The organism is Oribacterium sp. NK2B42 (assembly GCF_000424445.1).
In the GTDB taxonomy this organism is placed as follows: domain Bacteria; phylum Bacillota; class Clostridia; order Lachnospirales; family Lachnospiraceae; genus Oribacterium.
Genome location: NZ_AUJX01000064.1, coordinates 1 through 14,192, shown reverse-complemented (window position 1 = coordinate 14,192; position 14,192 = coordinate 1). Strand labels below are relative to the sequence as shown.

The 14,192-nt window shown below is 36.8% G+C and carries 17 protein-coding genes and 1 pseudogene; all 18 read right to left on the bottom strand.

The window, feature by feature from the left end:
- Positions 1 to 896, bottom strand: an 896-nt coding sequence (locus G625_RS0113565) for an IS1634 family transposase (protein WP_029201539.1), incomplete at its 3' end; no start/stop codon positions are given.
- A gap of 39 nt (positions 897 to 935) precedes the next feature.
- The gene (locus G625_RS0113560; protein ID WP_049895911.1) at positions 936 to 1,406 is read right to left on the bottom strand and encodes a hypothetical protein; all 471 of its coding nucleotides are present in this window, start codon (positions 1,404 to 1,406) and stop codon (positions 936 to 938) included.
- A 148-nt stretch (positions 1,407 to 1,554) separates the two neighbouring features.
- On the bottom strand, positions 1,555 to 2,115 hold the full coding sequence (locus tag G625_RS0113555; RefSeq protein WP_029201537.1) for a hypothetical protein: 561 nt from the start codon (positions 2,113 to 2,115) through the stop codon (positions 1,555 to 1,557).
- Entirely contained in the window at positions 2,112 to 3,359 is a 1,248-nt protein-coding gene (locus G625_RS0113550; RefSeq protein WP_029201536.1) for an AAA family ATPase, read from the bottom strand. Before G625_RS0113550 ends, G625_RS0113555 begins: the two co-directional genes overlap by 4 nt.
- Positions 3,360 to 3,509: 150 nt before the next feature.
- Entirely contained in the window at positions 3,510 to 6,017 is a 2,508-nt protein-coding gene (locus G625_RS0113545) for an SIR2 family protein (RefSeq protein WP_029201535.1), read from the bottom strand.
- A gap of 518 nt (positions 6,018 to 6,535) precedes the next feature.
- Positions 6,536 to 6,745 (bottom strand): hypothetical protein, encoded by a 210-nt coding sequence (locus G625_RS0113535; RefSeq protein ID WP_029201534.1) that lies wholly within the window; start codon positions 6,743 to 6,745, stop codon positions 6,536 to 6,538.
- Between the two features lie 82 nt (positions 6,746 to 6,827).
- The gene (locus G625_RS0113530) at positions 6,828 to 7,373 is read right to left on the bottom strand and encodes a hypothetical protein (RefSeq protein ID WP_029201533.1); all 546 of its coding nucleotides are present in this window, start codon (positions 7,371 to 7,373) and stop codon (positions 6,828 to 6,830) included.
- 300 nt (positions 7,374 to 7,673) lie between these two features.
- On the bottom strand, positions 7,674 to 8,285 hold the full coding sequence (locus tag G625_RS20030) for a transposase (RefSeq protein WP_156885138.1): 612 nt from the start codon (positions 8,283 to 8,285) through the stop codon (positions 7,674 to 7,676).
- Between the two features lie 208 nt (positions 8,286 to 8,493).
- Complete coding sequence (locus G625_RS0113520; protein ID WP_156885137.1) at positions 8,494 to 8,817, bottom strand: hypothetical protein; 324 nt, start codon at positions 8,815 to 8,817, stop codon at positions 8,494 to 8,496.
- A 54-nt stretch (positions 8,818 to 8,871) separates the two neighbouring features.
- Positions 8,872 to 9,438, bottom strand: coding sequence for a hypothetical protein (locus G625_RS20025; protein WP_044932800.1), 567 nt, complete (start codon positions 9,436 to 9,438; stop codon positions 8,872 to 8,874).
- Positions 9,435 to 9,902 carry a Kiwa anti-phage protein KwaB-like domain-containing protein gene (locus G625_RS0113510; RefSeq protein ID WP_084152910.1) on the bottom strand — a complete coding sequence of 156 codons (468 nt, stop codon included), beginning with the start codon at positions 9,900 to 9,902 and terminating at the stop codon, positions 9,435 to 9,437. Before G625_RS0113510 ends, G625_RS20025 begins: the two co-directional genes overlap by 4 nt.
- A gap of 3 nt (positions 9,903 to 9,905) precedes the next feature.
- Positions 9,906 to 10,352 carry a hypothetical protein gene (locus G625_RS0113505; RefSeq protein WP_029201530.1) on the bottom strand — a complete coding sequence of 149 codons (447 nt, stop codon included), beginning with the start codon at positions 10,350 to 10,352 and terminating at the stop codon, positions 9,906 to 9,908.
- A gap of 46 nt (positions 10,353 to 10,398) precedes the next feature.
- Positions 10,399 to 10,776, bottom strand: coding sequence for a hypothetical protein (locus G625_RS20020; RefSeq protein ID WP_198014902.1), 378 nt, complete (start codon positions 10,774 to 10,776; stop codon positions 10,399 to 10,401).
- A gap of 243 nt (positions 10,777 to 11,019) precedes the next feature.
- The gene (locus tag G625_RS21505; protein ID WP_156885135.1) at positions 11,020 to 11,991 is read right to left on the bottom strand and encodes a hypothetical protein; all 972 of its coding nucleotides are present in this window, start codon (positions 11,989 to 11,991) and stop codon (positions 11,020 to 11,022) included.
- A 60-nt stretch (positions 11,992 to 12,051) separates the two neighbouring features.
- Entirely contained in the window at positions 12,052 to 13,104 is a 1,053-nt protein-coding gene (locus tag G625_RS0113485; protein ID WP_029201528.1) for a DUF4238 domain-containing protein, read from the bottom strand.
- Between the two features lie 10 nt (positions 13,105 to 13,114).
- Complete coding sequence (locus tag G625_RS20010) at positions 13,115 to 13,387, bottom strand: BrnT family toxin (RefSeq protein WP_084152909.1); 273 nt, start codon at positions 13,385 to 13,387, stop codon at positions 13,115 to 13,117.
- Between the two features lie 58 nt (positions 13,388 to 13,445).
- Positions 13,446 to 13,664: a transposase domain-containing protein gene (locus tag G625_RS0113475; RefSeq protein ID WP_029201527.1), complete on the bottom strand. Its 219-nt coding sequence runs from the start codon at positions 13,662 to 13,664 to the stop codon at positions 13,446 to 13,448.
- Positions 13,650 to 13,721, bottom strand: a pseudogene (locus tag G625_RS23200) (hypothetical protein); the annotation flags it as partial. The gene G625_RS0113475 and the pseudogene G625_RS23200, both read right to left, overlap by 15 nt.
- Between the last annotated feature and the right edge of the window lie 471 nt (positions 13,722 to 14,192).

The following is a 14,192-nucleotide window of genomic DNA, read 5'->3' as shown; positions in this document are numbered from 1 at the left end:
GACTTCATCCCTTTGACCATGATCACAAAATCATAGCCGAGGTCATCCATGAACTGTATGTTCTCCTTACAGAAATAGCCACGGTCAAGAATGAATCCTACATGCTCATAACCATATCCTTTCGCTTTTTTTAGTGTGTATTGAAGCTGCGATATATCCACGATACTACCGGGATATGATTCGTAGCAGAGCGGTAACTGATTGTTTCTGTCGAATGCGATAGCATAGTTGAATATTTCTGTCTCCAGACCTTTCTTTGCATGTCCTAGCTCTACGATCTCAATGTCACCGGCCTGGCTGATCTTATTGGTAGAATCGTATGAAATATATATCTTTTCCCTATGATCCCTCTTTGCGTTCCATTCATTCAAAAATAGTATACGCTGATCAACAGTGACATCCTGCAGGAAATCAGAAACCTTTGAGTCACTGTATGTCTTCATGTCGTCAGTGAACAGCGCATGGTTATATGCATAATCCGGATAGTACTGTCCGGCATTGTCTTCCGTGATAATGGAATATGCGGCAAGATCAATGAACAAACCTGCATCCTTGCCAATAATCCTGGCAATTATCTCATCCAAGTGAAGATCAGATATGATCTTCCTTATAACAATAAACGTCCCGATGTGGAGACATCCGCTCCTGAGTCTTCCCTCCTTTTCTGATGGCAGCAACTCCCTTGAAAAGAACTTCAAGAACTTCTCGTTCGGATAGAGGAATGTCGGCTGCTCCTCATCTCGTTTACCTATGCATGTCCTTTTTGGTTCGGTGTACTTCTTATCCTTGTTATATGTACGTGTGTACTCATAGTAAACATAGGCGGTTCCGCTGATTGTCTTTACAGAGATCTTCCCTTCCGTATCCGGGATCTTTACCTTGCAGTTAAGATACATTTGCGCTCTCCTTTGAGGGTTAATTAGTCCTCTGTTATTTTACCGTAAGGCAGCATAACAATCAAGATACTCCCTTGATAGCTCGTCTATAGTTTCGAATGGAAAGCACTCTGCGCAGCCATCAGGAATATCTTTAAGTCTTTCAACGAACTCTTTAACGAGTTCTACCGCCTCTCTACTATGCTTTCCCTCCTCCGGCACATGCCGAATACTCCAAATCTGATCATAGATTTCCACCTGTGAAACAAACCTATCAACATCAACCGAGAACTCCGATTCATTATACTCATTGGCTTCACCATACTGCACAATCACCCTGTCAAGTCTTCGCAATATTGCTTCTTTGTTTAGATCAAGCGGAACATACACTCGTATATTATCTTTTTCTTCCTCTGGTTCCGGATGCATCGGAAGCTCCAATAAAGTCTTGTCTACAAGCCAAGGTTCGTTTATGTATAACGCTTGTTTATCCTTTGGCAGTGTATACGGGTCAATATCATGATATTCCATCTATGGGCACCTCCGTTCTTCCTTAATAACTTCCTTTTATGTGAAATCTCTAACTCACAGTCTTTTACTGGCAATCTCAAAATAATCTCTAAACATTATTAATGATCGTTGCACCGTAATACATTCTGTAAGATGGAATGCCGCTTAATCAATAAGCAATTATATTTTTAGCATATTTTGATTGATCAAATTCTTGTTTCTCAATTTCTTTGACTTCACTAAAGCAGAAGTCCCAAAGATGATCTAACCGAAATATACTATACCTTCCTCTAGACTGTTTTGATTTGTAATATGCCGAGAGTTGCCTTGACTCCACTCTTTTCTCATCTTTATTGTATACTAATACAAATAATGATTTTTTTCTAAATTCTGACAGACTACAACCTGTGATGTCCATAAACATCATAGCACTTGAAAGAGCCTTTTCTACAATTTCACCACTTGTAAAATCACCATTTTTAAACTCAGTCATGCATATTCTGTCATCCAATTTATATAAAGCATCTACTGACTTTGCATTATCTTCACAAATCTCATATTTTTGCAAATAAAATTTCTTGACATCATCAAAATCAATCACTCTTGTTTTTAACTGGGTCATGTACTCAGCTGGTATTTTACTGTCATCTTTCGAGGTCAGTTTTAATGATTTATGCACTTTTGAATTATTAAATTCTTCAAAATGTTTTAATTCTAAAAAATCTTTCATAATTGAGAATCCAGTTCCTTACTGACCCATATAAACGGCCTTGTCAAAACATCATATATTTTATCCAAATTACTACTGTAATCAAAAATATTGGTAATTGTAGGATCTTTCTTATTCTCCTCAAGAAGGTAAAATTTACAGTTATTTATAACAGAATATTTTTTAATATAATAATCAAGATAACTTAAAAATTCTGAACTATGTGTACTTATGACAAAATTGATTTTCAATTCTTTTTGCAACAAAACTATTATTTCTGCATATACAATCATCCACTCAGGATGAAGATGCGCTTCGGGTTCATCCAAAATAATAACCCCATTCTCCTCAACATACCCTTTTATTAGTAATGTTTTAATGATTGCAAAGCTCTTCATTCCTGTAGATAAATTCTTAACTGACAGTCTCTCTTTTAATGCTCTTTCCTTATATTGATATTCATCCTCTTCACCTTGTCCAAGAGATACATCACATATTTGATTGATTTTCTTAATAATAGCTTTAAGACCTTCATTAACTATTAACCCATCTATAATCGTAATCCTTTTATCATCCTTATTAGTTAGTTTTTCAATAAGGTTACTTCGATGAGAATAATCACCCATATATATTATCTTATCCATATCATCAACAACATATGGGTCATCTAAATACACAATATCTTCAGACAACTCCATGTTATTTTCTAATTTCAGTTCTCCATCATTCAGATAGATCACTATCGTATTATTATTAATGGTCAAGCTAATACATGATTCTTCACCTGGATAATTTACATGTCCTACTTGTGCGTCAAACTCCGCTTCTAATCTTTTATTTATGATTGCCTTCAGAATTTCTTCGTCCGAATACTTTAATACTTTAATGATTCTATTAACAATCTCGTCATCTAGCTCCGATTCATTTTTGCCAAGAATACCTGCAATGTTTTTTACTAATGCCGCTTTTCCTAAATCATCCTTTGCCAAATCAGCTAAATGATTGATAATTCTATTGATTCCATGCCGCGAACCTGGCACAGTATTATTATGAATGAATGCATTTCGTAAAACGCGGTACACCGATGCACTACGTTCATCATCAATCTGCTTCATATAGTTATGAAGACTTCCAAATAAACAATAAAGCACCTTGCCTATTGTACTTTTTCCGATGCCATTCACTCCTGCAAGAACCGTTATTCCATCAATATCGATAGCAGTATCATCATGAAATCTACCTATATTTTTAATCTTTAGCTTCATTAATAGTTCTCTCTATTCTTTTTTGTAAATATTTGACAAAAGCCTTGATTTTACAGTCTTTGTCAAACAACCAATTAGTTACATATATTGATTAAAGTAGTGCGTTCTGGATATGGAGCGGCTTCTATGAGCCCATTTCTCCTCAATGTTCTAATCAAATACATCTATTTCATCTTCTTCTATAGTATCATCCACTTTTTCTCCAATAAACTTAAAATATGGGCTTTGCGGTGTCATTCTTACAACATTTGTCTTCCCCAAAATAGTTAATAGTCTATAAAATTTATGAAATGCACTTTTCGTATAGTCATCAGGCTCCACATATTCTAATATTCTCCCCATATATTTTAAATCATTACCTGAAGGAGCTTGATACTGCTTGAATTTATCAATAAACTTAACTTTTTCTGACACATAACTACTAATAGAATATGGTCGAGCTTTCCGCTCAATAGAATTAGTGCTCTCAATTAGGGCTTTCATTTTAGACTCTCCCGTTTTAAAAAGCACATCTGCTTTTTCAAAATTCCCAAGACTATTTGCATAACACATATAATTTCTCGCAAGTGCATGCTGAATCTTGAAAGCCTTCGGTCTAATACTTGCAGATTTTTCGAGATAGCCCAAAGCTGTTACATAGGCGCCTTGACTTTGTTCAAATAGTCCAAACTGAAGCCAAAAATAACTAATTTTACCATATTCTGACTTTAACTCTAGAAACATATTCTTTATGCTATCCTTTCTAATTCGAAGTCGTTTTTCAAGGATTTCAACTTTCAACAAGCATTGAAATAAAATATACCATATACTCCTGTCTTCCTCATAAACTCTATTCGCAATGGTCTTAAGAAGTTCTAAAATTATTTGCTCCTTATTTTTTGCTTTATCAAGTATTTCTTTTCCAATAATGGTATTGTTTAGCGATAGCCCAAATTCATCAAATCGGATGAAATCGACAAGTCTTGTTAGTCTGCAATTATTATAAAAATCTATAATTGATCCATATCTTTCAACAAATAGTTCCATTGGGTAATACTCAAACTCCATCTCATCGAGTATCGCCAACTCTATCAAAAGCTTTTTCTCATAAGTATTTAAGTTCTCAAATGTCTTTACATACTTTATCTTCGCACCTTTTATTACTCCTCCATACGTTAACCCTACTATCAAATTTGATACGCTACCGAGTCTACATATTTCAGCGACTTGCTGACTTTTATCCATAGTAGTCATATAAGATAATCTAACCTTTTTGTCCAGTGTATCCCTGATATTACATGCGTCAGACCTTGAAAACTTGTCCATCTGCCTGCAGTCTATAAAACTATTTCCTTCAAGGTAATACCTCTTTCTCTTATGGTAGTATTCTCTTGAAGCTGTTAATATCAGAAGTTGCTTCCCTGGTAACTGCTCATGTAAAAGTCGTTCAATCTGTTCATAATAATAGCTTGCATTATCAATTAGTAATGCCAGATTCTTAGAAGAACTTAACTTAATATAATTAACCACTGAATAGTAGTTAAATCTTTTCCCTCTATACTCAAGTATTTCAAAACCTTTTTTTGACAGATCATAGGCCAATTTTTTTATCAAACAACTCTTCCCAGAAAAAACTCTTCCATAGACACTATAGCAATGGTTATTATTGGTTTTATCTGATAACAACTTTTCAAGTTCCTCTTTGGCATTCTGATAATTTTCATCATCATAAAGCCATCCTTCACTTACATCCTGCCACTTACAATAAGAGCCTTCATATATCTTACTATCATAAGGACTTTCAAATATTTTCTCAACGTCCGATAATCTGTGAACACCATAATACTCAAGCTTAATCCTTGCCTTTTCCAATTCGTTAGGATTAAATTTCAGACTAGATACATGATTTATAAATTCTTCAGCTGACGCTTCAATTAATGTTGCATCTAACCTCTTAACACGACTTCTTAATGACCTTGAAGGCTTAGGATCAATAAAAAAGATTTGATTTGTTCTCGTATAACCAGCTTTTTCATATACACTCAAATAATACTCAATATCAGGTTCATCTAAGCTAGCACCTACAAAAATCACATTTTTAGAAAGAAGATCGCTCGTAAATTCATTGAGCTTTGCATCAAGCTTCGATGAAGTCAAATCTGTATAATCACTTCTCGAAAATATATATCCTTCTTCCGGGTAATTTACACATCCATGTAATTTAATAAGTTCTGTAACACCATTATTCTGCGGTTGTTTGCCATTTCCATGCCAAACAACAAGCTTCCTCTTTTCGAAGCGATATATATATTCCACCAAATCATCGATGTTCACGGAATATATGACTGCCCACGGATATTCGACTAGTTTTAAATGATAATCGTTCTTGTCTCTTACTGTTGTATTGTTAAAACTTTCTGTCAATAGTTCGATTAATTCAGACTTTTTCCCTGCAATATATGCTTCTTCGCACAGGTCTCTAAGATTCATCTTTTCTAATTCTTCATAATCTGGATCGTCCCTAAAAAAATCATCTAGAATAATCTTTTTCAACCCATGTCCATCCTCTGAATTTGCCTTATTTATTGCACCTCGCGAAAATCCAGCACCAAGAAATAATACAGGAGGGGTTGCAAGTAACAACTCATCAAGTTTACTCCAATCATTTGTTTTGTTCATCGTCTAACATTCTCCTTTTATCAATATACCCTTTATTCCTCGAATAATCGGTGTATTATCCGGATATTTCTTTGCATTCTTCATATAGTTTGAAAGCATTACAAAAAATACATAGTCTCCTTCACGTATTGCACCTTTAAGAGCCTGAATAGTAGTCTATTAAATATCTCCATTTTGATGTTTGACATAAGCAAGGATCCTCAGTTGAATTTCATTCTTGTATGCAAGTATCCGCGGCACCAATGTGAGCTTTTCTTAATTTCATTAACCAAAGGACAAATCTTGATTGCCTCAGGCCTTGTGCCAAAGACACACATTACACGTTCCTTTTGTGCAGAACTATATTACCTAAATTCTCTTTCTTAGTATTATTGCAGCATTTGAATCAGCGTCGTTATCAGCCTATCTAACCTTCACAGTACTTATTATTTATTAATCTCAAGGGGAACATGCTCCCTTATTATCTTTTATTCATTAAATTGCGTATGTATCTGAAGTTCCCATTAAAGACTTGTCCGTCAACCATGTTTCTTTATATATAATGCTTTCTTATCCTTAAGCAATGTATATGGCTCAATATCAATATACACTCCATCTATGATTACATCCAACTCTCCATCTTCCATCAATCTGTCAATTACATCAATAAAAGCTTTAGTATAACGTTTTTTAAAAGGAAGGTCTGCGTACTCATCAAGTAATTGTGAAAGTCCATTCCTTAAAATCATGAATAGAAAGTACACAGATGCGCACGCTATAGAAAGTGTAGACCACGCAGAACTCTCTTGGTACTCATAGTTTATAAAGCCCTTATAGTATTTCCGGTAGTTTAGTTTCCGGCTTCCAATCTTTCATCCTTATGAAATCGCCAACTTTGAATGAAGTTTTTACCTTCAAATCTTTTTCACCAGCAATGTTTATATTAATCATTACCGTCTCAGTAGCATCTTCAGAGTTTTTGATAAATAAATACGCGAGTTGGCTGTCCAATTTGTATTTCTGAAAATACATGTCTGTCTTTGCCCCTTGCTCCAGTTTTATGGGGAATTCTGGTTGATAGACAGCAAGAGCCGTATTCATCTCGAGGGCGGATAGGAAATAATTCTTTTTGCTCGTTGAAAGCATAATACTGTCAATTGTAACAGTCCTCATTCCAATATTGCTCAAAGAAACGGTATATGCTTGGAATGTAATTCCCGCGACTGTCATAATACCATTTGATATTGAAGCTTTTAGTTTAATTCTCATTGGTTGAATATAAGCTTTGATGGCGACTAAAATCGCTGCAACACCCATAATTGCTCCAGCCCAGCTTCCAAGAGCACCAATTATTGTCCATTTCAATGACGGATCCATTTGTTATACCCCTACTTCAAGCTCTTTACAGTTGTTCCCCTTCATATCTTCTTCTCCATTATCCAACATTTCGAACACTTGTTTCAGCACTTCATCAGTAATGACAGGGTCTGAAAAGTAATCTCTTGTAAAACCTTAAAACACCATAGTTACTGATGATCATTCCGACCTGAGAGTTGCCCATAACAGATTGGCAAAAGTCTTCAATTTGGAAAAGCAGTCTAATGTAGCATCTCATTCATTTTTGAAAGAATGAGAGCTATATTTAGCCTGACCGATGCTGGTCAGGCACACAAAACATCACTGTGGCTTGGCAGCTTGACGTTCATCTCTTTCCCTGCGATTTTTAGCGATGTCAGGATAGAGTATTTTTAGTTTGATTCTTGAATCCTCTGCAACAAACTGCCAGTTTACCGGAGAGGGATCTTTATCGTATTCTTCATTCCAGGCTTTAAGCTCCTGCTTAAATGCATCAATGCTTGGAATCCTACGATTAAGACATTCTCGAGTCATTACATTGATACCGATTTCAGCAATGTCAAGCCAGCTACCATGCTTAGGTGTGTAATGTACTTTAAGTCTGCGGGCAATCCTTCTCGCTTCTTCAGGAGGGAAAGCCTTATACAGAGAAGCTAGGCTGTGCGTGTTAAGATTGTCCATCACAAGAATTATCTTCTTGGAATTTGGTCCGATCTCATCAACAAGATATTTTATCTTTTCAGCCCAGTCCACAGCCGTTCTTGTCGACTCAACCGCATGCAGTATTCTTCCGGAATGCGGTTGGACAAAACAGAAGATACTGACAGTGCCGTTGCGGACATATTCAGAATCAATCTTCGCCACATTACTCGTTTTCATGGGAAGTGGGTTTCGGCATTCATCAAGTATCTGGTATGGTTTTTCATACACCATAATGGATACTCGTTGTCATATGGCTGCTGGTAGACATCGAGTATGTCTTCCATATTTGCTACAAATTCCGCATCCTCTGACGGAGGTATACACCAGTATTCACTCAGATGTGGTCGCAGATCATTCTTCACAAGGGTCCTCCCTATGGTAGCCCTGCTGATTGAGACATTGTTCTCAAGGACTACCATCGTCTAATTATACAACAGACTCAGCGTCCAGCGTACCCTTCCTTTTGGGGCAGGGTTACAGGCAGTCGAGCCGTATCTAAATTCGAATTCCTTTCAGGTGTGATCATCATTGCGAAACCTGACTCAAGGAATTCTGCCAGTGTCTTTATAACTGTGCCGACGCAAGCGCCAGAGTATAATGCTATTTCAGCATAACTTTTCTCGTTTCGGCCATTGGAGTCGGCTGCGAGAAGTATTGCGCATTGAGTACGTGCATTGGATGAGCTGGTTTTCTTCTGGAAATGTCGGATTACCTTGCGTTCTTTTTCTGAAAGATGGCTGTGGTATGAGTGTGATCTTGCCATGTCCATGTCTGCCTCGGAGAATGTTAGTTTTAGGGTCTGTGAAAAGGTTCTGGTTCATGACTCGCCTCCTCGTTCTCGCCCAACTTCAAAATGATAATCATTGTTGAACTTCCTTGTCCGAATCGTCTTCCCTCCCATTCCGTCAAGTTCTTTTCTACTGACAACACGCTTGATTATAGTCTGATTCCCAGATTTCAGTTCACATTCATAAACTCTATATCCGCAAATCTCCAATGCAAGGTTTGTGCAAAAATACTTATGTCTATAAACTAGAAACCAGAAAATGCCAAAGAACAGCAAAAATAGCATCATTCCATCCCATTGCGTGAACTCAAAAGCAAATAAAGGAAGCACATAAGTCATCAAAAATTCAGCTGTCACAAATCTTTCTTCTCTTGCTCTTTCAATGATATATGTTTCCCTGTTCTGGGTTCCCTTTTCATTAATCCACTTGTATGCAACCACTAAGCATATAATAATTCCAATTATGACTGCTGGTACACTTATTCTCTCGGTCCATAAGTTTCCATCATTTCTGACTATGCTAATAATATCAATGATGATAATTGATATCCAAAGCGGTAGAAAAGAAAGGTAATACATTGCAAATTCAAATATCATGACCACGCCTTTGCAGCTGACACTTCTCTCGGCTCTTCATCAATCGGATCCAGCATTGCCTTATCACATAGAAATTTAACCAAGCGTTCGGAAGACTTTGGATCTTCTGTGTCTATCTTCCCGTTTTTCACCTTAATCTGGAACATCTTCATATACTTCTTCCGGCTGTTTATATCTTTAATTGCATCAAGTCGGCTTTGATTGAAAGAAACAAATCGTCTTGGATTCTGTCCTTTGGACGCTACAGCTCTGAAAGCATCAGTATTTGACAGGATATCAAGAGCTGCAATCTCTTCAATCTTGATCCCACAGCGTAGCTTATATGAACGCTCCATATTAAAGAGGTTTTCCGCTTGCATGGTAAGCAGATAGAAAGTATCGTTGATAATTACTACATCGAGATTTTTGTTCAAAGTTAGAATCGGATCAGAGACTTTTCTAAACCTATCTTTGCCTGAAAGCAGAAACTAATTTGTTAGAACTGATACAGGAGACTTCATCGAAATAAGCTTTACTTCCTGTTCCTCATCATCAATCATTATCTTTCCCTTTATAAGAAGAGCATTCCATTCTCTCATAATCACATCGCCTTCCGTACTTGGATTGGCAACAATCATATCAAGAGTCTGATAGTACTCTGAAATCATTTCATCACTAACTGGCAGCTTGTAAATAACCCCCTTTACAATATCGCCCTTATATTCGTCAACTGGTTCTGTTAAAGATAAATCCTTAGTGTACTTTTCACAGACTGTATTGATAAATTCATCAAGTTCTTCTTCTGGTTGTACTTCAATCTGACGAGCAAAGTACTTGGTTCCTTCTTTATTGTTTGTCACACGGAGCAATTGAACCGAGATGGAGTCAAGACGCTCTATCCTCTCAAATACTTTTTTCAAATAGGATATACTCATTACCTTTCCTCCAGAGTCTTCTATTTTTTTCTACGTGTTTGATATATTACGCATTCTTCCCTACTAGCCAAAGGAATTTATCAAGCTCCTTATATGATGCTGAAAGCTTATAATGACAAAGGAAACAGCGTATAATACTTCGAAATTCTGCATAATTCCCTTTGTCTTTTAATGATTCAAATCTCAAGTCCTTAAAATTACTGCAAGAATAAAAACAATCCATCTCTTGAAATTTATTCAGCGTTTTTATCACCATACTATCATAAATTGGAAATGCTTCCGGCATGACAAATGAGCAGTACTTTGTGGCGAATACAAACTTATTACCACCCGCAAGTCCAGCAACCTGCATCACAACATCCGGATTCCCACTTTTTATATGTTCTTTCAAGGCTTCACCTGCAGCTTTAAGCCCATCAGCCATTTTATCAATTGTATCCTTATTCATCCGAGTGTGATAAACAGCATTAAGCTTTTCAACGAGGTTCTTTACCAAGACACAAAAAGTTCAATCTCTGCTCATCATTGTAAAATACAACGTCAAATGCATCTGCGAAATATTTAATAACCTTATCTGTTGGGTGCTTCCAATCATCGAACCACATCATTTTCTCTTCATCAATAGGAATATATGATCTTCCTGTATAAACATCATTTATCATCACCGCTAATTATCATAGTCACAGATATTATTCCCAACATAATACTCTATGTCTGCAATAATACGTTCGATATCATCTTTATATTTTGCTCTTCCTTTTTCATCATAAATCATATAGCTCTGATCTATACTGTTAGCTTTATCATAGAGACTATTTACTGCATTTAGAAGCTTTTCTGAATTCTTTGAAATCATTCTAAGATACTGATAATCTTTATTCCCAATAACCAGTCTTTCTTTACTCTCCTTAATCTTATAGTAATATGGCCTCATGTCTTTGTCAGCCTTATCAATCGCTTCACGTAGGAACGTACCGAATCTACGATACTCGGAGTTATCATACACACCACTCTGACAACTGTTGTTTATATAATCCTCAATTATTGTCAGCGACTCTTCCTTATAAAAATCACCTTTGAGTCCCTCTCTTAACGATTTAAAGTCACCGCCATATCGGTATTTCTTATCATAATTATATTTTGCCAATAAGGAATGTAGACTTCCCCATATTTCCTTATATGAATCCATCAATTCAGATTGGTCAAAATATATCTCAACCCATTGCCTGACATCTGCTATGAATCTAGAAGCGGTCTCCAGTAGTTTTCTATCTTCTGCAAAATCTGCTGCCATTTCAAGACGCATAAGTTGCCTTTCTTCAGCACGTTTCTTCCATGCCTTCAACTTTTCGACAGAATATCTTTCCGCATCTTTATCTATGAGTGTTGCACAAGAATTACACAACCATATTCCGTTTTCGGTAGCAGCCCGTTCTTTTGAAGTAAGCGTTTTATTATATCTTGGTCCACCTTCTGACGCCGCAGTAATATGTGCAGCCACGCCTATTGATGCTCTTTTTTCAGAATCAGTGTGAGGTCCTGATGTTACATGGTTGCAATTAGGATTAGAACATATCCCTCCTACTCTTTCATAAAGAACGCTTTTTATCTTATCCGTAAACTCGTCTCTATTACTCATTTGTATTTTCACCGAATTACTTACTCCTTCACTGGCTCTCTATATGTGTCCAGTTTCCTCTCAAAGGTACATCTCCCGCATACCCTCTAATACTTCTTTCTTATTACTTATCAAATATTTATCAAAGTGCTCGATCATCTTCCGGTTGAAGTCATCAATAATCATCTTATTATCAATCACTTTTTCCTTGTGCACGCTTTCATCATTTACAATTATCGCCACATCTGGAGATAATGGATAAAAAATGACAAACTCTTTAAGTTCTTTACCCTTCTCGCTCTTTAAGTTTATTACTGGCTGATCACATGTGATAAATGGAAGTGATGTCTTATTATGTAGCACTGTCAAATGAGCATTTCTTGATGTGAACCCTACAGAAATCATAATAAAGAACATCCAACTGTACTGTGGCAAAATATGATCTGCCCTAACTTTTGTTCTATCAAACACATAATCCTTTAGGTTAATAGAATTTGTAATCATGTTCTGAATATTTTCAGTCATGACATTTCTCATTTCAATTGTTCTAAAATACTGAATACAGATAAAAGTGATAAAGTCATTTCGTTCAGTATAATCCGGGCTGCTCGCACCATCGGATTCTGGATAATAAAACGACAGGTCACCTTCCATAATCCTGTCAAACCATTTCTTACCATCATTTTCGTAATCACTGAAGAAGTCTTCATCTGTATTAACTATGGCCTCTTCCAGATTCAGCTCCAGACTCCCAAATATTCTCTCCAATTCCTGATAATCAGGATGCCCCTTAGGTATAGGATTTATTGCTTTCAGGCCATCTACTATTTTCCTTCCTCTAAAAGGAGTCAAGTACATGTTAATATGATTACGAATTAACTGTTTGTTCTGGTCATTTAGCCTGAACACATCCATGCACAATTCCCAAAATTGGAGTTCATCATCATTTAAATCTTTAAGCTCATATGTTCTAAAAGCACTAAGCGTACTCTTGGTTCCCTTACGAATAATCTTTTCTCTACCTCTTTTGCATTCCCACAATTCATTCCTGTCATCAGTCCATGCTTTCAGATAGGATTGAAACACATAATGTTGATTATTCTTCAGCTCTGGTTTTTGAATATCATCAGGCATTTATTCACCTTCACCCTTTGTACTTCTTCACTTCCTCAGCAATCGCCTTCCAAGCAGTGATTATACGGATTACACCATCATCCTGCGTCATATACACAACCGTGATGACTATCGGCGCGCCATCAACCACAGCTAATCCAATAGTTCTTAACCGCTCCTCAGTGATACTATGCTTTTCATCCGGCTCTTCATAACGTGTTAAGTCATTGAAGATAGTAACGGCATCGATGAAGTGGATATCACGCAATGCATACACTTCTGCTTCCTTCTTTTCGTAAACGATTCAAAATCGACGTGGTCAAAAAACAACCCCGACCCGCCAATTGACAGGTCGAGCAATATTAAACCTTCCTGATGTACTCCGATAAATTCGGAGACCAGGGGAGCAGGTTATCTATTATGAACTGTTTCTGCTGATTCTCTGGATCGTCACGGTGCTGTGGCAGTTCCCTAAGGATATACTCGAAATAATCATACGGCTTCAGATTATTTGCTTTGGCTGTTTCAGCCATTGAAAATAAAACAGCACTTGACTGAGCACCGGCCAAAGAATCGATCATCACGAAGTTCTTTCTTGAAATGACGAAGTTACGGATCTTCCTTTCAGCTTCGGAATTATCAAGTGGATAAACGTCAAATCATGCGCCATCCTTTAAACCAACGCCGCACTTAGCGGCGTTTTTTATGGCACTTTTCCGGCAGAGCCGGAGACCAAGGCAATAGATCTTCAATCACAGACTTAGGCAGCATGCTGAAATCCGGCTTTCCTTTTTCGTCTAACGATACATATTCCTTCATCACACTGAAGATATGCTCCAGGTAATAAAATGTAACGCAGCTCTACTTACTCCGAGTTCATCCGCAATGCTTTGAACCGAAGATGGGCTGCAACACATTTCAAGAACTGCCGCTTCCTTTTCTTTATGGCTACATTTTACCAAAGGCGAACCCTTGCGGCAATTATGTTGTTCCTGATCTTAACTTCCTAAGATTTTTAACCCTCAAGTCAAGTTCTTACACTCCTCAAGGTCCCGTTGTAACATCAAACATTGCATCTGACAAGTCCGACAAAGCATGTCTTATTTCTT